Origin of the sequence: Streptococcus sanguinis SK1 = NCTC 7863 (assembly GCF_000194945.1) — a bacterium.
Classification (GTDB): Bacteria; Bacillota; Bacilli; order Lactobacillales; family Streptococcaceae; genus Streptococcus; species Streptococcus sanguinis.
Genome location: NZ_GL878511.1, coordinates 1 through 19,135, shown reverse-complemented (window position 1 = coordinate 19,135; position 19,135 = coordinate 1). Strand labels below are relative to the sequence as shown.

The following is a 19,135-nucleotide window of genomic DNA, read 5'->3' as shown; positions in this document are numbered from 1 at the left end:
TTGAAAAAGTTTTGGTACTCAGGCTTCTACAAACCTTGATGATTTTGTCTCTAAAAATTGGACAAAAGCTTTCTTGATTTTCAAAAAATAGGTTTGTGAATTTTTTAGATTTGTGATAGAATAGTATGGAATTTTGAATTCAACAATTAAATAGATTTGGAGTAAAAACATGGACCTATTTCCTATAATTACGTCTGTTTTTGCTGCCATCATTGGTTTAGTGATTGGATATGTAAGTGTCTCGGCTAAGATGAAATCATCTAAAGAAGCTGCAGAGCTTACTCTTTTAAATGCTGAACAAGAAGCAACCAATTTACGCGGACAGGCTGAACGCGAAGCTGATTTGATTGTCAAAGAAGCCAAGCGAGAAACAAGTTCGCTTAAAAAAGAAGCACTTTTGGAGGCAAAAGAAGAAGCCAGAAAATATCGTGAACAAGTTGATGCAGAATTTAAGTCTGAACGTCAAGAGTTAAAACAAATCGAAAGCCGCTTGACAGAGCGCGCTTCTACTCTTGACCGCAAAGACGATAATTTAAGCAACAAAGAAAAGGCTTTGGAGCAAAAAGAACAAAGTCTCTCAGATAAATCTAAACACATTGATGCGCGTGAAGAACAAGTAGCGGAACTTGAAAAGCAGAAGGCAGCAGAGCTGGAGCGAGTTGCTTCGCTATCGCAGACAGAAGCGCGTGATATTATTTTGACGCAGACCGAAGACAAGCTTTCTAAAGAGATTGCGACTAGGATTCGGGATGCTGAGCAAGATATCAAAGAGCGGTCTGACAAGGTTGCGAAGAATATCTTGGTCCAAGCCATGCAGCGTATTGCCGGTGATTATGTCGCTGAGCAAACCAATTCAACGGTGCATCTGCCAGATGACAGTATGAAGGGTCGGATTATTGGCCGTGAAGGTCGCAATATCCGGACTTTTGAAAGTCTGACTGGTATTGATGTCATCATTGACGATACGCCTGAAGTAGTCACTCTCTCAGGTTTTGATCCGATTCGTCGCGAAATTGCTCGTATGACCATGGAAGCACTCTTGAAAGACGGTCGCATTCATCCAGCACGCATCGAGGAGTTGGTTGAGAAGAACCGTCTGGAAATTGACAATCGCATCCGTGAGTATGGAGAGGCCGCAGCTTATGAAATCGGAGCTCCTAACCTGCATCCTGATTTGATGAAAATCATGGGGCGCTTGCAGTTCCGAACTTCTTATGGTCAGAACGTCCTTCGACACTCTATTGAGGTGGCCAAGCTTTCCGGTATCATCGCTGCTGAGCTGGGTGAAAATGCTAATTTAGCTCGCCGTGCTGGATTCCTCCATGATATTGGCAAGTCTATCGACCGTGAGGTTGAAGGCAGCCACGTGGAAATCGGGACAGAACTGGCTCGTAAGTACAAGGAGCATCCAGTTGTTGTTAATACCATTGCCAGCCACCACGGAGATGTGGAAGCAGAAAGTGTCATTGCTGTTATCGTAGCTGCTGCAGACGCACTCAGTGCTGCTCGGCCAGGTGCCCGCAGTGAATCTCTGGAAAGTTATATCAAGCGTCTCCAAGATTTGGAAGAAATCGCCAATAGCTTCAAGGGAGTCAAGAACAGCTTTGCTTTACAAGCTGGCCGTGAAATCCGGATTATGGTTCAGCCGGACAAGATTAAGGATGACAAGATTACGATTTTGGCTCACGATGTGCGTGAAAAGATCGAAAATAACTTGGAATATCCAGGTAATATCAAGGTAACGGTTATCCGTGAGATGCGGGCCGTTGATTACGCAAAATAAAGAAGAAATGCAGTCTGGTAACAGATTGCTTTTTTCTTGAATGTTCTGCTGGTCTATTTTATTTTCCGTATGATTACTTGCTTTTTTTCTATTTTCTCAAAACTCTAGACACATACATTTCTTCCTATCCTCTTGAAATATCAGCCTAATTTTGTTACACTAGATAGAAAGACTGTGAAGGAGACATGATGACGGAACGAGGCTTACTAATCGTCTTTTCTGGTCCCTCTGGTGTAGGAAAAGGGACTGTTAGACGAGAAATTTTTGAAAGCACTGATAACCAATTTCAGTACTCGGTATCCATGACGACTCGTCCTCAGCGCTCAGGCGAAGTGGATGGAGTTGACTATTTCTTCCGAACTCGCGAGGAGTTTGAAGAGCTGATTCGTCAGGGCCAGATGCTGGAGTACGCAGAGTATGTAGGAAACTACTACGGGACGCCTCTGACTTATGTCAATGAAACGCTGGATAAAGGTATTGATGTCTTCCTAGAGATTGAGGTTCAGGGAGCTTTGCAAGTCAAGAAAAAAGTTCCAGATTCCGTCTTTATTTTTTTGACTCCTCCAGACTTAGAAGAACTTAAAGACCGCTTGGTCGGCCGTGGAACAGACAGTGCGGAGATTATCGCCCAACGCATTGAAAAGGCCAAAGAAGAAATTGCCCTCATGCGCGAGTATGATTATGCCATTGTCAATGATCAGGTGCCGCTAGCTGCCGACCGTGTAAAGCGCGTGATTGAAGCAGAGCATTTCCGAGTAGACCGTGTTATCGGCCGTTATCAGGACATGCTTCCAAAAAATGAAACGATTATTCGATAGAAAGTTAGAAATTAGGTAGAAAATTATGATGTTAAAACCGTCTATTGACACTTTGCTGGACAAGGTTCCGTCAAAATATTCCTTGGTTATTTTAGAAGCTAAGCGCGCTCATGAGCTTGAAGCTGGAGCTCCCGCTACGCAGGAATTCAAGTCTGTCAAATCCACTCTTCGTGCTTTGGAAGAAATTGAATCCGGTAATGTTGTTATCCATCCAGATCCAGAAGGCAAGCGCGAGGCTGTTCGCCGTCGGGCAGAAGAAGAGCTCCTTCGTAAAGAAGAAGAAGAACGCAAGATTAAAGAGCAAATCGCTAAAGAAAAAGAAGAAGGTGAGAAGATTTAAGGTTGGGGATGCTCAATCTTATTTTTTCTGTAATGATGTTGAGGAAAGTGGGGTGAGAATTTGAAGGTAGCAAAGATTATTGTGGATGTTCCTCTGATGCAGACGGACAAGCCCTATAGTTATGCTATTCCAGAAGAGTTTGCAGGGATGCTGGAGGCTGGCATGCGGGTCCATGTCCCTTTTGGGCAGGGAAATCGCCTGATTCAGGGGATTGTGGTCGGCTTTGATGAGATGATGGGAGACCGAGAAGAGCTGAAGGAGATTGCGGAAGTCCTTGATTTCAGTCCCGTGCTGAATCAGGAACAGCTCTGGCTGGCGGACGAGCTGCGCAAGTCAGTCTTTTCCTATAAGATTAGCCTTTTAAAGGCCATGCTGCCTAGTCTTCTCAACTCCAGCTATGATAAACTGCTCTATCCGACAGAGCTGCTGAATGATGAGGAACGCTCAGCTATCTTTGGTCAGGAGGACAGTCTTCGCTTCTCTGATTTGGACAAGAAAAGCCAGGCCAAGCTGATGCGACTGACCCAAACTGGCCGCATTCGGCTGGAGTATCAGGCGACGGACAAGAAGCATATTAAGACTGAGAAATGGTATCAGGTTAATCATACCGCTTTGCAAAATCATGACTTTCCCCGACAGGCCAAGAAAAAACAAGCATTAAAAGAAGTCTTGCTGGAGCAGCAGGACAGCCAGCTCTTGGCTGATTTGCGAGAAAACTTTTCGCGCGATATTATCAATTATTTTATCAAAGAAAATCTAATTAGCATTGAGGATAGAGAAATCAGCCGTTCGGCTGCTTATTTCCTAAAGGAACGTCAGCAGCAAAGTCTGACCTTAAATGATGAACAAGCCGCAGCGGTTGCAGCAATCACTCAGAAAATTGTTCAGAGTCATTCTCAGCCAGTCCTTTTAGAAGGGGTCACAGGCAGTGGGAAGACCGAAGTTTACCTACAGGTCATCGCAGAGGCACTGGCCCAGGGCAAGGCCGCTATCATGCTGGTTCCAGAGATTTCTCTGACTCCACAGGTTACAGATCGTTTTATTTCTAGATTTGGCGACCAAGTTGCAATTTTGCATTCGGGCCTGTCTGACGGTGAGAAATACGATGAGTGGCGCAAGGTGGAGCGAGGAGCTGCCCAGGTCGTTGTCGGCGCGCGTTCAGCTATTTTTGCTCCCTTGACAAATATTGGAGCCATTATCATTGATGAAGAGCATGAATCCTCCTACAAGCAGGATTCCAATCCTCGCTATCATGCCAGAGAGGTGGCTCTCCTGCGAGCTCAGTACAATCAAGCTGTTTTAGTGCTGGGGTCGGCGACTCCGAGCTTGGAGAGCCGTGCTCGAGCAAGCCGTGGTGTCTATGATTTTCAGGTGCTCAGCAAGCGCGCAAATCCGCTGGCGCAGATTCCTCAAGTGGAAGTGGTGGATTTTCGAGATTATATCGGGCAGCATGAAGCCAGTAATTTCACCCCAGTCCTGCTAGAGGCTATTCAAGATCGTCTGGATAAGGGAGAGCAGACGGTTCTTATGCTCAACAGGCGGGGGTATTCCAGCTTTGTTATGTGTCGGGAATGTGGGACCGTTGACAGCTGTCCCAACTGTGATATTTCTCTGACCCTGCATATGGACACTAAGACCATGAACTGCCACTACTGTGGTTTTACTAAGAATATTCCTCAGAGTTGTCCTAACTGTGCCAGCCGTAGCATTCGCTATTATGGTACTGGGACGCAGAAAGCTTATGATGAGCTGGTTCAGCTCTTTCCGCAGGCTCGCATTTTGCGGATGGATGTAGATACGACCCGTAAGAAGGGCAGTCATGAAGCCATTTTAGAAAGTTTTGGTCAAGGGCAGGCAGATATTCTCTTAGGAACCCAGATGATTGCCAAGGGATTGGATTTTCCAAATGTGACGCTAGTTGGCGTTCTCAATGCGGATACTGCTCTTAATCTACCGGACTTTCGCTCTTCAGAGCGAACTTTCCAGCTGCTGACTCAGGTGGCGGGCCGTGCTGGTCGGGCTGAAAAGGCTGGTCAGGTCTTTATCCAGTCCTACAATCCTCATCATTATGCCATTGAATTTGCCAAGCAGCAGGATTACGAGGGCTTTTATGCTTATGAAATGGGAATCCGCCGGCAGCTAGGCTATCCGCCATATTACTTTACGGTCGGCCTGACTCTGTCACACAAGGATGAAGAGACAGCAGTGCGAAAAGCTTATGAAGTTATGGATATTCTGCGAAGCGGTCTGTCAGAAAAAGTGCAAATCCTGGGTCCAACGCCGAAGCCCATTGCCCGTACCCACAATCTCTATCATTATCAGATTCTTCTCAAATATCGCTTTGAGGACAAGCTGCAGGCGACGCTAAATCAAGTCTTGGACTGGACACAAAATCGGGACAATAAAGATTTACGCCTGACAATTGATAATGAACCACAAAATTTTATGTAAAGCTTTTTAGCCGAGATTAAGGTTGTTGTAGACGACTTCTGATATAATAAGGGAAGGAACAAAGAAGGAATCAATAGTTTAAAATGATGAAAATAATATTTATGGGAACACCGGACTTCTCAGCGACTGTCCTAAAAGGGCTGCTGGACAGCGGGCAATACGAAGTGTTAGCAGTGGTGACGCAGCCGGACCGGGCCGTCGGCCGTAAAAGAGAGATTCGCATGACTCCAGTAAAAGAGCTGGCCTTGGAATACGGGCTGCAAGTTTATCAACCGGAAAAGCTGGCTCAAAGCTCGGATTTAGAGGAGTTGATGAACTTAGAAGCAGATGGTATTGTCACAGCTGCTTTTGGGCAGTTTTTGCCTAGCCGCTTGCTGGACAGTGTTGACTTTGCGGTGAATGTTCATGCCTCCTTGCTGCCTAAATACCGAGGTGGTGCGCCCATTCACTATGCTCTGATCAATGGCGATGAGCAAGCGGGTGTTACAATTATGGAAATGGTCAAGGAAATGGATGCTGGAGACATGATAGCCAGCAAGGCGACGCCGATTGAAGAGACAGATAATGTCGGAACTCTCTTTGAAAAATTGGCGATTATTGGTCGAGATCTGTTATTGGATGTGCTGCCAGCTTATAGGGCAGGGCAGATTATTCCTCAGCCACAGGATCCTAGCCAGGTCACTTTCTCTCCGAATATCAGCCCAGAAGAAGAGCGGATAGACTGGAGCAAAACAAACCGACAAATTTTCAATCAAATTCGTGGCATGTATCCTTGGCCAGTAGCTCATACCTTGCTGCAGGGACAACGCTTTAAGATTTATGAAGCAGATATGGTAGCTGGCAGCGGTCAGCCGGGACAGATATTGTCTATTAGTAAAAAAGAACTGGTGGTTGCAGCTGGTCAGGGAGCCCTCTCGCTGAAGACGGTTCAGCCTGCTGGTAAGCCCAAGATGGCTATCGTTGATTTTTTGAATGGACTGGGCCGCAGCCTGTCCCTAGGAGATACTTTTGGAAAGTAAGCAAAAAACGGCCCGTTGGCAGGTCTTGGAAATTTTGGAAGAAGTTTTTGAAGAAGGAGCCTATTCCAATATCGCCTTAAACCGGGCTCTGAATCAAAGCTTGCTGAGTCAAGCAGATAAAGGTCTGGTAACAGAGCTGGTTTACGGCACAGTTGCTCGGAAAATCACTTTGGAATGGTATCTATCCCATCTGATTGAGGATAGGGACAAATTAGATAACTGGCTTTACATTCTGCTTATGCTCAGTCTGTACCAGATGCTCTATCTGGATAAAATCCCTCAGCATGCAACTGTTCATGAGGCTGTTGAAATTGCGAAAATCCGTAAGCGCGGCAGCGAGAAATTTGTCAATGCCTTGTTACGTAGGATTGAGCGTGAGGGTGTGGCTGATTTTGAAACAATCAAGCGCAAAAACAAACGCTATTCGATCCAGTATTCTTTGCCGGTCTGGCTGGTCAAAGACCTGATAGAAGAGTTTGGCGAAGAAAGAGCTCTAGCTATCTTTGCCAGTCTCTTTGTTCGCAGCAAGGCCAGCATTCGCGTGACGGATATGTCGCGCAAGGCAGAGCTTCGTCAGCTTTTAGGGGCTGAGAACTCGCTTTTATCTCCGTCAGCCTTGGTTAAAAGACAGGGGCATTTTGCTGGGCATCAGCTCTTTGAAAGAGGAGCGATTACGATTCAGGATGAGTCTAGCCAGCTTGTGGCTCCTACTCTGGCCATCGAAGGTGAGGAGCAGATTCTGGATGCCTGCAGTGCACCGGGGGGCAAGACTGTCCACATGGCTTCCTATCTGACGAGCGGCCACATTACAGCTTTGGACCTCTATGATCATAAGTTAGAACTCGTAGAAGAAAATGCAAAAAGACTGGGCTTGGCAGATAAAATCACCACTAAAAAGCTAGACGCGACCAAAGTGTTTGAGACATTTGGCCCAGATGCTTTCGATAAAATCTTGGTGGACGCTCCTTGCTCAGGTATTGGCTTAATTCGCCGCAAACCAGATATAAAATATAATAAAGAAAATGCAGATTTTGAGAATTTACAAAAAATTCAGCTGGATATACTAGACAGCGTTTGTCAAAGTCTACGTAAAGGTGGTATAATAGCTTATAGTACTTGCACGATTATGGCCAAAGAGAATTTTGAGGTTGTCAAGAAATTTCTGGCCAGTCATCCGAACTTTGAGCAAGTCTTATTAGACCATGAAAGAAAAGATATCGTCAAAGACGGCTGTATCTTGATTACGCCGGAATTATATGAAAGCGACGGATTTTTTATCAGTCAATTTAGGAAGATATCGGAATAAGAGGAGGAAACTGACAGTATGGAAATTTCATTATTAACAGATGTTGGTCAAAAGCGTACAAATAACCAAGATTATGCCAATCTTTTTGTGAATCGGGCAGGCAAGACCCTGATCATCTTGGCAGATGGTATGGGCGGTCACAGAGCTGGAAACATTGCCAGTGAAATGGCTGTGACAGACTTAGGAGCTGCCTGGGTTGATACACAGATTGATTCGGTGAATCAGGTGCGTGAATGGTTTGCGGAGCACTTGGAAGAGGAAAATCAGCGCATTCATCAATTTGGTCAAGATGAAGAATACAAGGGCATGGGCACGACTTTGGAAGCCTTGGCTATCATTGATAATCAAGCTATCTATGCTCATATCGGCGATTCTCGTATCGGCTTGATTCGCGGTGATGAATACCGTCAGCTGACCAATGATCACTCGCTTGTTAATGCTTTGTTGAAAGCTGGACAAATTACTCCAGAAGAAGCGGAGCGTCATCCGCAGAAGAATATCATTACCCAGTCTATTGGTCAAAAAGACGAAGTGCAGCCTGACTATGGCATGATTACTTTGGAGGATGGTGACTATCTTCTGCTCAACAGTGACGGTCTGACCAATATGATTTCTGACAGTGAAATTTGTGACATTGTCACCAGTGACATCAGCCTGTCTGAAAAAACACAAACCTTAATTCGCTTTGCCAACAATGCTGGAGGGCTGGATAACATCACAGTTGCTCTGGTTCGCTTTGACAAGGAGGATAAGGCATGATTCAAATCGGCAAAATCTTTGCCGGGCGATATAAAATCATCAAGCAGATTGGCCGCGGAGGCATGGCAGATGTCTATTTGGCCAAGGACTTGATTTTGGATGGTGAGGAAGTTGCGGTAAAGGTTCTTAGGACCAATTACCAGACAGATCCTATCGCTGTCGCGCGTTTCCAGCGGGAAGCCAAGGCGATGGCTGACTTGGACCATCCGCACATCGTTCGGATTACTGATATTGGGGAAGAAGATGGCCAGCAGTATCTGGCTATGGAATACGTGGCAGGTCTTGACCTCAAGCGCTATATCAAAGAGAATTCTCCGATTTCAAATGAAGAAGCAGTCAGAATCATGGGACAAATCTTGCTGGCAATGCGCTTGGCGCATACACGAGGTATTGTCCATCGTGACCTGAAACCACAAAATGTCCTCTTGACCCCAGATGGCAATGCCAAGGTAACAGACTTTGGGATTGCGGTGGCCTTTGCAGAGACAAGTCTGACTCAGACTAACTCAATGCTAGGCTCGGTTCATTATCTATCACCTGAGCAGGCGCGTGGCTCTAAAGCAACTGTTCAGAGTGATATTTATGCGATGGGGATTATTTTTTATGAAATGCTGACTGGTCATATCCCTTATGATGGGGATAGTGCCGTTACGATTGCCCTGCAGCATTTCCAAAAGCCGCTGCCATCCATCATTTCTGAAAATCCTAATGTGCCTCAAGCCCTGGAAAATGTGGTCATTAAGGCGACAGCCAAAAAACTGACGGATCGTTATCAGTCAGTTGCAGAGATGTATGTTGACTTGTCCAGCAGCTTATCTTATGAGCGTCGTAATGAAAAGAAATTAGTCTTTGATGATGTAGCGAAAGCAGACACCAAGACCTTACCAAAAATCTCACCTGTACCGCAGCCAGCAGTTCCACCTGTTAAGTCAACACCGCCTAAAGCGGAAGCGACTGAAGTTAAGGAAGAGACACCAGATGCGGTTAAGAAAGTTCCAAAGAAACGTCGTTTGAGAACGCGTTACAAGGTGCTTTTCTTTGCAGTCTTATTGGTTTTGGCAGCTTTTGTTGTCCTTCTCTATAACAGCCCGTCCAATACCAGCGTGCCAGATGTTTCTGGTCAGACTGTAGCAGAGGCTCGCTCCGCTATCGAAGCTAAGAAGCTGGTTGTCGGAGACGAAAAGGAAGAATACAGCGACAATGTCGAATCTGGCAAAGTCATTAAAACTGATCCACAGGCCAATAGTCAGCGCCGTGAAGGCAGTAAGATCGACCTGATTATCTCCAAGGGACCCAAGACCTTTGTAATGGAAGATTATGTCGGACAAGCAAAATCAGCCGCAGTTGAAAATTTGAAAACAAACTATAATGTTTCTGAGAAATTGATTGAGATTGTTGAGGAGGAATCGGACGAGTACGAGCCAGGTCAGGTCATTCGTCAGTCACCGGCAGCTGGTTCGACCTATGATTTGACTTCTAATCATAAGATCAAGTTGACAGTGGCCAAAGAAGTAACTAGTGTATCCATGCCTGACTTTGGCAGCATGCAGTACACCTACGCTAATGCTCGTTCTTACTTGATCCAAATGGGAATTTCTTCTTCTCGAATTGAGCGAGTTGTTGACCGTTCGGTCACTTCGACTCAGGCAGACTTGGTAACTTCCCAGTCACCAGCGGCAGGTCAGACAATTGACCTCAAATCTAATGAAAAAATCACTCTTTATGTGACAGAAGCAACGACACCATCGTCATCTAGCTCGTCATCTTCATCGTCTAGTAGCAGCTCAAAGAGCAGCTCATCGTCTGAAGATAGCGGACATGGAACTAGTTCCAGCTCATCTGATGGTTGATTAATAAACCATCCATTTTAAGTTTTTCAGCTTAAAACGGATGGTTTTTTCTTTTTTGCTGGACAAATTTCCCCATTTCATGCCTTGGACGGAGGATTTTTGGTCTAATTTTGTTAAAATAGGAAGGTAGAGAAAGGAAAAGGCTATGTGGAAGGTTCAATTATTTGTCTTTGTTGAAACAGTCTTACTATCCATGGCATTGGTTACCATGTTGGCAGCTGATTTTTCACGTGTTGTCATTATCTTGGTCCTTTTTTTGCTGCTGCTCTATTATTACTTCGGCAAGCAAAAAGGGAATTTTCTGCTGGTCGCTTCCATGATTATGCTGTTTTTCATTATTATGCTCAATCCCTATGTCATTGCTGCCCTTTTATTTGCGCTGGTTTATGGGATGATTGTGGCCTATCCTTATATATATAAGGAAAATCAAGAAACCCATCTCGTTTATGAAGAAGATGTGGAAATTCAGAGTGAGAAGAATCGCTGGTTGGGGGACCTGCAGCATTTTTCTAAGGACAGCTGTCAATTTCACGACATCAATCTCTTGCGCATTGTTGGGAAAGACACCATTCATTTGGAAGATGTGATTTTGGTCAACCATGATAATGTCATTGTCATTCGAAAGGGTTTTGGTGATACCAAGATTATTGTGCCGCTGGATGTGGAAATTCAGCTGCAAATCAATACTCTTTACGGGGAGCTGAACTTTCTGCATCATCCATCTCGTAAGCTACGCAACGAAACCATTTCGCTGACGACACCAGACTATAAACGAGCCAATAAGACAGTGAAGATTGTCCTCGTCAGCTTCTTAGGAAATGTGGAGGTTGTCAGAAAGTGAAGAAATCAAATTATTTTCTCATTCTCCTCTATACTTTCTTTGTTTTATTTATCATCTTTCACTATATTTTCAATATTTTTGATTTCACTTGGCAGGAACTCTTTAATGATTTGGAGCTGTTGCAGTCATTCGTTTTCTTTGTTGTGATTATCGGTTTATCACTGACCATTCTGATTGTGATTGCGGCCCGCTTGATACAATATCTATCGGTAGCCCATGTGCAAAAAAATCTTCGGCATTTGCTGGATGGACGGAGGCTGGAGCCGACAGATCAGCCCGAGCTGGATCGCTCTCTGCATCAGCTTGAGAGAAGGCTTCACCGTCTGACAGAAAATCTCCAAAAGTCTGAAAATCAATCCCTGCAGACAGAAGAAAAAATTATCGAAAAAGAACGGCGGCGGATTGCGCGTGACTTGCACGATACTGTCAGTCAGGAATTATTTGCAGCCAATATGATTCTTTCGGGAGTGGCTGGAAATGTAGAACGGCTTGATGGAGAAAAACTGCAAAAGCAGCTCAAGGGGATTGCCGATATTCTTGACACAGCCCAGAAGGATTTGCGGATTCTCTTGCTCCACCTGCGACCTACAGAGTTGGAAAATAAGACTCTGGTCGAAGGTATGGATGTGATTATCAAGGAGCTGACTGATAAAAGCGACATTGATGTTCACTTCAATCATCAGGTTGGGCATTTACCCAAACAGATGGAGGAGCATGTCTTCAGAATCATGCAGGAAATTATCAACAACACACTACGGCATGCCCAAGCCAGTCGGCTGGATATTTACCTCTATCAGGCACCTAATGAGCTTAAAATCAAGGTATCTGATAATGGCGTCGGTTTTGATCCGCTGGCTCAAGATGAACTCAGCTACGGCTTGAAAAATATGGAAGACCGTGTTCGGGATATGGCGGGTACTTTTAAGCTTTTGACAGCCCCCAGAAAAGGTCTTTCTATTGAAATCACGATACCTTTACTAGAAGGAGAAGATCATGAAGATATTGTTAGTGGATGACCACCAGATGGTCAGATTGGGATTGAAAAGTTACTTGGAACTGCAAGATGATATAGCAGAAGTATCTGAAGCAGTCAATGGCAAAGAAGGTGTGGAGAAGGCTTTGGCAGATCGTCCAGATGTGATTATCATGGATATCGTCATGCCTGAAATGAATGGTATCGAAGCGACACTAGCTATTTTAAAAGAGTGGCCGGAAGCAAAAATTCTGATTTTGACTTCTTATCTGGATAATGAAAAAATTTATCCTGTTCTGGATGCAGGCGCTCATGGATACATGCTTAAGACTTCCAGCGCTGAAGAAATTCTTCGTGCCGTCAAAAAAGTGGCCAAGGGAGAATTTGCCATTGAAACAGAGGTCAGCAAAAAAGTGGAATATCATCGTAACCATATCGAGCTCCATGAAGATTTGACAGCTCGTGAGCGTGATATTTTAGGACTTTTAGCCAAGGGATATGAGAATCAACGGATTGCGGATGAACTCTTCATTTCCCTCAAAACGGTCAAGACTCATGTCTCCAATATCTTGTCCAAATTGGAGGTGAGCGACCGCACTCAGGCAGTTGTTTATGCTTTTCAGCACCATCTTGTCCCACAAGAAGACTTTTAATGGTATAATAGAAAAGATTAAGATTGGACAAGGGGAGATATGGACGCGAAATTAAAATATAAGGCACAAAAGATAAAAATTGTCTTTTTCGATATAGATGATACCCTTCGGGTCAAGGATACAGGTTTTATTCCGGATTCTATCCAGACAGTTTTCAAGCAGTTGAAGGACAAAGGGATTTTGACGGGTATTGCTTCTGGTCGAGGAATGTTTGGTGTCGTGCCGGAATTGAGAGCTTTGCAGCCAGACTTTTTCGTTACCTTGAACGGAGCCTATGTCGAAGGCAGCAAAGGGAAGGTGATTTCTCGGACGGTTATCCCTGCTGATAGAGTGACATCCTATATTGCTTGGGCTCGGGAGGAAGGAATTGAATATGGTTTGGTCGGCAGCCATGGAGCAGCCTTGTCCAATCGAAATTCTCTGATTTCAGAGGCCATTGATGTGGTTTATCCAGATTTGCCTGTAAATCCAGACTTTCATTTAGACAAGGATATTTATCAGCTTTGGACCTTTGAAGATAGAGGAGATAGCCTGCAGCTGCCAGAGGCATTAGCGGAGCATCTGCGTTTGGTTCGCTGGCATCCTCATTCGTCAGATGTCGTGCCGACAGAAGGTTCCAAGGCAGCCGGAGTTTCCAAGGTTGTCGAGCATCTGGGCTTCAAACCTGAAAATGTCATGGTTTTTGGCGACGGACTCAATGATCTGGAATTGTTTGACTATGCCGGAATTGGCATTGCCATGGGCGTTTCCCATGAAGAACTGCGAAAAAGAGCAGATTATATTACAAAAACAGTAGAAGAAGACGGTATTTTTGCCGCTTTAGAGGAGTTAGGTATGGTAGAAAAAGAATTACATTTTCCACAAGTAGAACTTGCAGCAACAGAAGGTCCAAAAGCGACTATCAAGACTAATCACGGTGACATGAAAGTTCAGCTGTTTCCAGAACAGGCACCAAAAACAGTAGCCAACTTTATTGCCCTTGCTAAAGATGGTTATTATGACGGTGTGATTTTCCACCGCATTATTCAGGACTTTATGATTCAGGGTGGTGATCCTACTGGTACCGGTATGGGCGGTCAGTCTATCTATGGTGAGAAATTTGAAGATGAGTTTTCACCTGAGCTTTACAATATTCGTGGGGCTCTTTCCATGGCAAATGCTGGGCCAAATACTAACGGCAGCCAATTTTTCATTGTTCAAAATAAAAATCTTCCTTATTCAGCTAAGGAATTGAGCCGCGGCGGCTGGCCTGAAGCTATCGCTGAAGTCTATGCCAGTCAGGGAGGAACACCGCATTTGGATCGGCGCCACACTGTCTTTGGTCAGCTGGCTGATGAAGCGTCCTACCAAGTTTTGGACAAGATTGCAGCTGTTGAGACGGGGGCTATGGATAAGCCGGTGGAAGATGTTGTGATTGAGACAATTGAGGTAGAAGACTGATGAAAATCGGTGATAAATTAAAAGGCAAAATCACAGGGATTCAGCCTTATGGAGCTTTTGTTGAGCTGGAAAATGGTACGATTGGTCTGATTCATATCTCAGAAATTCGTCCGGGTTATATTGAAAATATCCATGATAGTGTAAAGATTGGCCAGCAGGTATTAGTACAGGTTGTGGACTATGATGAATTTTCTGGGAAGTCCAGTCTGTCCATGCGGACCCTGGAAGAAGAAAAGCACCGCCTCCCTAGACGCCACCGCTTTTCAAACGACCGCTGTAAAATTGGTTTTGAGCCTTTAGGCAGACAGCTGCCTATCTGGATCAAAGAGGCAAAAAAATTCTTAAAAGAAGAAAAAGTTTAAAAAATATCCTGTTCCATAAGAGAACAGGATATTTTGCTTAGATAGAATTGCCATTCAAATCATAGCCGATTGCTAAGTTGAAATGGACATGTTTTCAAAAAATACTAAGCATCAAATTCGTAGAGAGCGGTAGACAGGTAACGTTCGCCGTTATCAGGAGCCAGAGCAAGGACTTTCTTGCCAGCTCCTAGTTTTTTCGCTACTTCAATAGCTGCGAAAATAGCAGCAGCAGATGAAATCCCCACTAAGAAGCCTTCCTGACCGCCAATATAGCGTCCGAATTCCAGTGCTTGATCAGAAGTTACGCGGACAATACCGTTGTAGGCTGCTGTATCCAAGGTCTCTGGAATGAATCCGGCAGAAATCCCTTGGATTTTGTGAGGACCTGGCTTCTCACCAGAAAGGATAGCAGATTCGTCTGCTTCAACTGCGTAGATTTGGATGTCCGGATTAACTTTTTTGAGAGCGTGAGATACACCGGAAATAGTTCCGCCAGTTCCGACACCGCCAACAAAAGCGTCCAGTCCAGTTTCACCGAAAGCAGCAATAATTTCTGCTCCTGTTGTTCGTTCGTGAACCTCTGGATTGGCCGGATTATTAAATTGTAGTGGCAGCCAGCCATTACGTTCTTGCGCAATTTCTTGTGCTTTTGCAATGGCACCTTTCATTCCTTCGCTACCCGGAGTCAAGACCAACTCAGCACCATAAGCTTGGATAATCTTGCGGCGTTCCACACTCATGGTTTCTGGCATAACAATGACGACCTTGTAGCCTTTAGCTGCTCCAACCCATGAAAGGCCAATACCGGTATTTCCGCTGGTTGCTTCAACGATGGTATCGCCAGGCTTAATAAGGCCATCGCGCTCAGCCGCCTCAATCATGCTGAGGGCAATCCGGTCTTTGACAGAAGAGCCAGGATTGAAAGCCTCTAACTTCACATAAACCTCAGCAGCTCCTTCTGGAACCAAGTTGTTCAATTTGACGATGGGAGTTTGCCCAATTAGTTCTGTAATATTTTGATAAATACGTGACATAGAATACATACCTCAATATAATTTAATAGAATTAGTATAAAATGAAATAAGAGCTTTGTAAAATATAAAAAAGCTATGAGAGCCATAGCTTTTCTTTATGTCAAAGTGTCAAGGGGACTTCTACTTGGCGCAGTCCTTGATCTATCATTTCTAATTTGCCTTTAAAAAACTCAGTTAGCTTATCTTTGAGCAGTTCTCTTTCACCTTTATCAACAAAAAGAAGGGTGGAGACGGTATCTGTAAATTCAGTATCGTATTCAGCAAGATTTTCTGTCTTCAAAAAATTAGTAAAATCCTGATATTGGCTGTAAGACAGTCTTAGGCGCAGGCCAGCTTGTTCTTTTATCTCAACCAGTCCAATCTCCTTAATAGCTAAAGCAACACTGCCGGCATAAGCTCGAATCAGACCGCCGGCTCCTAGCTTAATACCGCCAAAATAGCGAGTAACCACCACGCAAAGATTGGTCAAATTGTGCTTTTCTAGGACTCCCAGCATAGGAACTCCGGCTGTTCCGCTGGGCTCACCATCATCGCTAGTTCGCTTTATATCACTCTTTTCCCCAATGATAAAAGCAGAGCAGTTATGAGTGGCCTTGTAATGTTCTTTTTTTATAGCAGTGATAAAAGCGCGAGCCTCTTCCTCGGAGTAAACTCGTTTTACATGGCAGATAAAGCGGGATTTTTTAATTTCCTCTTGAACCATGCCATCTTCTTTAATTGTCTTAAATTCCATAACTATATTTTACAAGAAAATATGAATTTTGCCAAAAAATTACGAATAAATAAGTATGTTAGAGTTGCAAGATTGTTTAGGACGTATATTTACAGAGAGTCAGTTAGAGTCTAGCTTGCGAGCACAAGCAAAAGAAATTCCCAGTATCCGAGAAGAAAAAGGCAAGCTCCACTGCGGACGCTGCAACAGCTTGATTGAACGAGAAAATCAGCTACCTGTTGGAGCTTATTATTGTAGAGAATGCTTAATATTGGGCCGGGTACGGAGTGACCAAAAACTTTACTATTTTCCTCAAGAGGATTTTCCTAAAAAACAGGTGCTTAAATGGCAGGGGCAACTGACAGAGTTTCAGGGGAAGGTCTCCAAAGGCTTACTGGATGCGCTAGAGAAAAGACAGAATACGTTAGTGCATGCTGTTACTGGCGCTGGAAAAACAGAAATGATTTACCAAGTGATTGCAAGAGTTATTGATAGAGGAGGGTCTGTTTGCTTGGCCAGTCCGCGGATTGATGTTTGTTTAGAACTTTATCGGCGCCTAAAAGAAGACTTTTCTTGTGAAATAGCCCTTCTGCATGGGGAGTCAGAAGCTTATTTTCGCAGCCCCTTGGTAATTGCGACCACCCACCAGCTCTTAAAATTTTATCGGGCTTTTGATTTGTTGATTGTGGACGAGGTAGACGCCTTTCCTTATGTGGATAATCCCATACTGTATCACGCTGTAGAGCGTTCAGTTAAAGAGGATGCTACAACTATTTTTCTGACAGCCACTTCCACAGATGAATTGGATAAAAGAGTTCAAAAAGGTGAGTTGAAACGCCTGAGTCTTCCCAGAAGATTTCATGGTAATCCCTTGACCATCCCTCAGAAAATTTGGTTATCTGATTTTCAAAAACATCTTCAGAAGAAGAAAATAGCACCTAAACTTTTAAAATATATACAAAAACAGAGGGAGACTCAATTTCCTCTCTTAATATTTGCTGCAGAAATTCAAAGAGGAGAGGATGTTGCTCATGCTTTGCAGATAGCTCTGCCTGATGAAAAGCTGGCTTTTGTCGCCTCTACAACAGAAAATCGTCTAGAGATTGTCGAGCAGTTTCGTCGCAAGGAGATCACTATTTTGGTGACAACGACTATCTTAGAGCGTGGAGTAACTTTTCCTGGCGTGGATGTTTTTGTCTTGGAAGCCAATCATCGCCTGTTCAGTCGTAGTGCTCTGGTTCAGATTTCAGGCCGAGTTGGCCGTAGTATGGATAGACCGACTGGACAGTTGCTATTTTTTCATGATGGGACTACCCTTGCTATGGAAAAGGCAATTCGAGAAATGAGGGATATGAATAAGGAGGCGGGATTATGACAGAGTGTCTTTTATGTAAGGAGCAAATTAAGGAGAAAGGTAGTTTTTTACGGCTTTTTCTATTAAAAAAAGAAGGACCAAGCTGCTGCTCAACTTGCTATCAAAAATTTGAATGCATATCTGAAGAGCATTGCCCTCAATGTTTTCGCAACGGGAAATCAGATTTATGCACAGATTGCCAAAAATGGGAGAAAGAGGGCAATCAAGTCCAGCATCAGTCACTATTTACCTATAATGAAGCAATGAAGAATTATTTCAGTCAATACAAGTTTCAGGGAGACTATGCACTGCGTTTTGTATTTGCAAAAGCAACTAAAAAAGCAGTCAAAATGTTTAGAGAGCATACCATTGTTCCGATTCCAGTGAGTAACGAAAAATTTCAAGTTCGAGGATTTAATCAAGTGCAGGGAATTTTAGATGCTGGAAACTTGTCATATAGAAATATATTAGAGAAAAAAGACACTCTAGCACAGTCGAGCAAGACACGTGAGGAGCGTTTGCAGACGCAGCAGGCTTTTAAAATTAAGAATGGAGTTGATTTACCAGATAAAATTTTGCTGGTTGATGATATCTATACGACTGGAAAAACCTTGCAATTAGCTAAGCAAATCTTGCTGGAAGCAGGAGTGAAAGAAATTTTGACATTTTCAATCGCAAGATAAGAAAAAATTTGCAAAAAAGGAATGAAAGCGTTATAATGATATTATAAATAAAACATTTATGTTTAGAAAGAAGGTACTTATATGCTTAAATATAGTATCCGTGGTGAAAACCTAGAAGTAACAGATGCTCTCCGTGACTACGTAGTTTCTAAACTTGAGAAGATTGAGAAGTATTTCCAAGCAGAGCAAGAACTTGATGCGCGTGTGAACCTCAAGGTTTACCGTGAAAAAACTGCGAAAGTGGAAGTGACAATTCCGCTAGGCTCCATCACTCTTCGTGCAGAAGATATCTCTCAGGACATGTATGGATCAATTGATTTGGTCACAGATAAGATTGAGCGCCAAATCCGCAAAAATAAAACCAAGATTGAAAGAAAGAATCGCAATAAAGTTGCTACAAGCCAGCTTTTCACAGATTCCTTTGCTGAAGAAGCAGAAGAAGTTCCGTCAAAAGTTGTCCGTTCAAAACATATAGATTTGAAGCCGATGGACTTGGAAGAAGCGATTCTGCAGATGGATTTATTGGGTCATGATTTCTTCATATATTCCGATGCTGAGGACAGCAGCACAAATGTTATATACCGTCGTGAGGATGGAGATATTGGTCTGTTGGAAGTTAAATAAATAAGAAAAAAGGGTTGAGAGCAAGTTTCTCAATCTTTTTAGATTATAGAAAGTCAGACTGTCAGCTGACAAAGAACAAGCACCCTATGCACTAGACAATAAAAAATGTTTTTAGGTTCAAAAAATAAACTTC

18 protein-coding genes are annotated in these 19,135 nt (G+C 43.7%); 16 read left to right on the top strand and 2 right to left on the bottom strand.

All coding sequences use genetic code 11. From position 1 onward, the window contains the following. Positions 1–169 precede the first annotated feature (169 nt). From HMPREF9378_RS01770 to HMPREF9378_RS01830, 13 genes are all read left to right on the top strand, one after another. Positions 170–1,783: a ribonuclease Y gene (locus HMPREF9378_RS01770; RefSeq protein WP_002903274.1), complete on the top strand. Its 1,614-nt coding sequence runs from the start codon at positions 170–172 to the stop codon at positions 1,781–1,783. A 185-nt stretch (positions 1,784–1,968) separates the two neighbouring features. Beyond that, a complete protein-coding gene (gene gmk, locus HMPREF9378_RS01775; RefSeq protein ID WP_002903273.1) occupies positions 1,969–2,601 on the top strand; it encodes a guanylate kinase in 633 nt (210 codons plus the stop codon). Positions 2,602–2,626: 25 nt separating this feature from the next. Beyond that, positions 2,627–2,941, top strand: coding sequence for a DNA-directed RNA polymerase subunit omega (rpoZ, locus tag HMPREF9378_RS01780; RefSeq protein WP_002903272.1), 315 nt, complete (start codon positions 2,627–2,629; stop codon positions 2,939–2,941). Positions 2,942–3,001: 60 nt separating this feature from the next. Continuing rightward, on the top strand, positions 3,002–5,392 hold the full coding sequence (locus HMPREF9378_RS01785; RefSeq protein WP_002903271.1) for a primosomal protein N': 2,391 nt from the start codon (positions 3,002–3,004) through the stop codon (positions 5,390–5,392). Between the two features lie 83 nt (positions 5,393–5,475). Beyond that, positions 5,476–6,411, top strand: a complete 936-nt coding sequence (gene fmt, locus HMPREF9378_RS01790) for a methionyl-tRNA formyltransferase (RefSeq protein ID WP_002903270.1) — start codon at positions 5,476–5,478, stop codon at positions 6,409–6,411. Further along, entirely contained in the window at positions 6,401–7,717 is a 1,317-nt protein-coding gene (gene rsmB, locus HMPREF9378_RS01795) for a 16S rRNA (cytosine(967)-C(5))-methyltransferase RsmB (protein ID WP_002903269.1), read from the top strand. The genes fmt and rsmB overlap by 11 nt, the downstream gene beginning before the upstream one ends. An 18-nt stretch (positions 7,718–7,735) precedes the next feature. After that, the gene (locus tag HMPREF9378_RS01800) at positions 7,736–8,476 is read left to right on the top strand and encodes a Stp1/IreP family PP2C-type Ser/Thr phosphatase (RefSeq protein WP_002903268.1); all 741 of its coding nucleotides are present in this window, start codon (positions 7,736–7,738) and stop codon (positions 8,474–8,476) included. Beyond that, positions 8,473–10,326 carry a Stk1 family PASTA domain-containing Ser/Thr kinase gene (gene pknB / locus HMPREF9378_RS01805; protein ID WP_002903266.1) on the top strand — a complete coding sequence of 618 codons (1,854 nt, stop codon included), beginning with the start codon at positions 8,473–8,475 and terminating at the stop codon, positions 10,324–10,326. The genes HMPREF9378_RS01800 and pknB overlap by 4 nt, the downstream gene beginning before the upstream one ends. A 145-nt stretch (positions 10,327–10,471) precedes the next feature. Next, positions 10,472–11,167 (top strand): cell wall-active antibiotics response protein LiaF, encoded by a 696-nt coding sequence (gene liaF / locus HMPREF9378_RS01810; protein ID WP_002893496.1) that lies wholly within the window; start codon positions 10,472–10,474, stop codon positions 11,165–11,167. Then, positions 11,164–12,183 (top strand): envelope stress sensor histidine kinase LiaS, encoded by a 1,020-nt coding sequence (locus HMPREF9378_RS01815; RefSeq protein WP_002914269.1) that lies wholly within the window; start codon positions 11,164–11,166, stop codon positions 12,181–12,183. The genes liaF and HMPREF9378_RS01815 overlap by 4 nt, the downstream gene beginning before the upstream one ends. Then, positions 12,161–12,793 (top strand): response regulator transcription factor, encoded by a 633-nt coding sequence (locus HMPREF9378_RS01820; protein ID WP_002903264.1) that lies wholly within the window; start codon positions 12,161–12,163, stop codon positions 12,791–12,793. Before HMPREF9378_RS01815 ends, HMPREF9378_RS01820 begins: the two co-directional genes overlap by 23 nt. A gap of 39 nt (positions 12,794–12,832) precedes the next feature. Next, the gene (locus HMPREF9378_RS01825; protein ID WP_002903263.1) at positions 12,833–14,233 is read left to right on the top strand and encodes a bifunctional Cof-type HAD-IIB family hydrolase/peptidylprolyl isomerase; all 1,401 of its coding nucleotides are present in this window, start codon (positions 12,833–12,835) and stop codon (positions 14,231–14,233) included. Next, complete coding sequence (locus tag HMPREF9378_RS01830; RefSeq protein ID WP_002901252.1) at positions 14,233–14,595, top strand: S1 RNA-binding domain-containing protein; 363 nt, start codon at positions 14,233–14,235, stop codon at positions 14,593–14,595. The genes HMPREF9378_RS01825 and HMPREF9378_RS01830 overlap by 1 nt, the downstream gene beginning before the upstream one ends. A 104-nt stretch (positions 14,596–14,699) precedes the next feature. Here the strand turns inward: HMPREF9378_RS01830 and cysK are convergent, their stop codons facing one another. Beyond that, positions 14,700–15,629 (bottom strand): cysteine synthase A, encoded by a 930-nt coding sequence (gene cysK, locus HMPREF9378_RS01835; protein WP_002903262.1) that lies wholly within the window; start codon positions 15,627–15,629, stop codon positions 14,700–14,702. A gap of 100 nt (positions 15,630–15,729) precedes the next feature. After that, positions 15,730–16,362, bottom strand: coding sequence for a YigZ family protein (locus HMPREF9378_RS01840; RefSeq protein WP_002903261.1), 633 nt, complete (start codon positions 16,360–16,362; stop codon positions 15,730–15,732). Positions 16,363–16,417: 55 nt separating this feature from the next. Here HMPREF9378_RS01840 and HMPREF9378_RS01845 point away from each other — a divergent pair, with 55 nt between their 5' ends. From HMPREF9378_RS01845 to hpf, 3 genes are all read left to right on the top strand, one after another. Beyond that, the gene (locus HMPREF9378_RS01845; protein WP_002903259.1) at positions 16,418–17,716 is read left to right on the top strand and encodes a DEAD/DEAH box helicase; all 1,299 of its coding nucleotides are present in this window, start codon (positions 16,418–16,420) and stop codon (positions 17,714–17,716) included. Continuing rightward, on the top strand, positions 17,713–18,378 hold the full coding sequence (locus HMPREF9378_RS01850) for a ComF family protein (RefSeq protein ID WP_002903258.1): 666 nt from the start codon (positions 17,713–17,715) through the stop codon (positions 18,376–18,378). Before HMPREF9378_RS01845 ends, HMPREF9378_RS01850 begins: the two co-directional genes overlap by 4 nt. An 81-nt stretch (positions 18,379–18,459) precedes the next feature. Beyond that, positions 18,460–19,002, top strand: coding sequence for a ribosome hibernation-promoting factor, HPF/YfiA family (gene hpf, locus HMPREF9378_RS01855; RefSeq protein WP_002903257.1), 543 nt, complete (start codon positions 18,460–18,462; stop codon positions 19,000–19,002). The last annotated feature ends 133 nt before the right edge of the window (positions 19,003–19,135 follow it).

Coding starts and splice junctions, on each gene's coding strand:
- HMPREF9378_RS01840 (WP_002903261.1), bottom strand. CDS start 16,362: ATGGAATTTAAGACAATTAAAGAAGATGGCATGGTTCAAGAGGAAATT.
- pknB (WP_002903266.1), top strand. CDS start 8,473: ATGATTCAAATCGGCAAAATCTTTGCCGGGCGATATAAAATCATCAAG.
- fmt (WP_002903270.1), top strand. CDS start 5,476: ATGATGAAAATAATATTTATGGGAACACCGGACTTCTCAGCGACTGTC.
- hpf (WP_002903257.1), top strand. CDS start 18,460: ATGCTTAAATATAGTATCCGTGGTGAAAACCTAGAAGTAACAGATGCT.
- HMPREF9378_RS01770 (WP_002903274.1), top strand. CDS start 170: ATGGACCTATTTCCTATAATTACGTCTGTTTTTGCTGCCATCATTGGT.
- cysK (WP_002903262.1), bottom strand. CDS start 15,629: ATGTCACGTATTTATCAAAATATTACAGAACTAATTGGGCAAACTCCC.
- HMPREF9378_RS01800 (WP_002903268.1), top strand. CDS start 7,736: ATGGAAATTTCATTATTAACAGATGTTGGTCAAAAGCGTACAAATAAC.
- gmk (WP_002903273.1), top strand. CDS start 1,969: ATGATGACGGAACGAGGCTTACTAATCGTCTTTTCTGGTCCCTCTGGT.
- liaF (WP_002893496.1), top strand. CDS start 10,472: ATGTGGAAGGTTCAATTATTTGTCTTTGTTGAAACAGTCTTACTATCC.
- HMPREF9378_RS01850 (WP_002903258.1), top strand. CDS start 17,713: ATGACAGAGTGTCTTTTATGTAAGGAGCAAATTAAGGAGAAAGGTAGT.
- HMPREF9378_RS01830 (WP_002901252.1), top strand. CDS start 14,233: ATGAAAATCGGTGATAAATTAAAAGGCAAAATCACAGGGATTCAGCCT.
- HMPREF9378_RS01825 (WP_002903263.1), top strand. CDS start 12,833: ATGGACGCGAAATTAAAATATAAGGCACAAAAGATAAAAATTGTCTTT.
- HMPREF9378_RS01820 (WP_002903264.1), top strand. CDS start 12,161: ATGAAGATATTGTTAGTGGATGACCACCAGATGGTCAGATTGGGATTG.
- HMPREF9378_RS01845 (WP_002903259.1), top strand. CDS start 16,418: ATGTTAGAGTTGCAAGATTGTTTAGGACGTATATTTACAGAGAGTCAG.
- rpoZ (WP_002903272.1), top strand. CDS start 2,627: ATGATGTTAAAACCGTCTATTGACACTTTGCTGGACAAGGTTCCGTCA.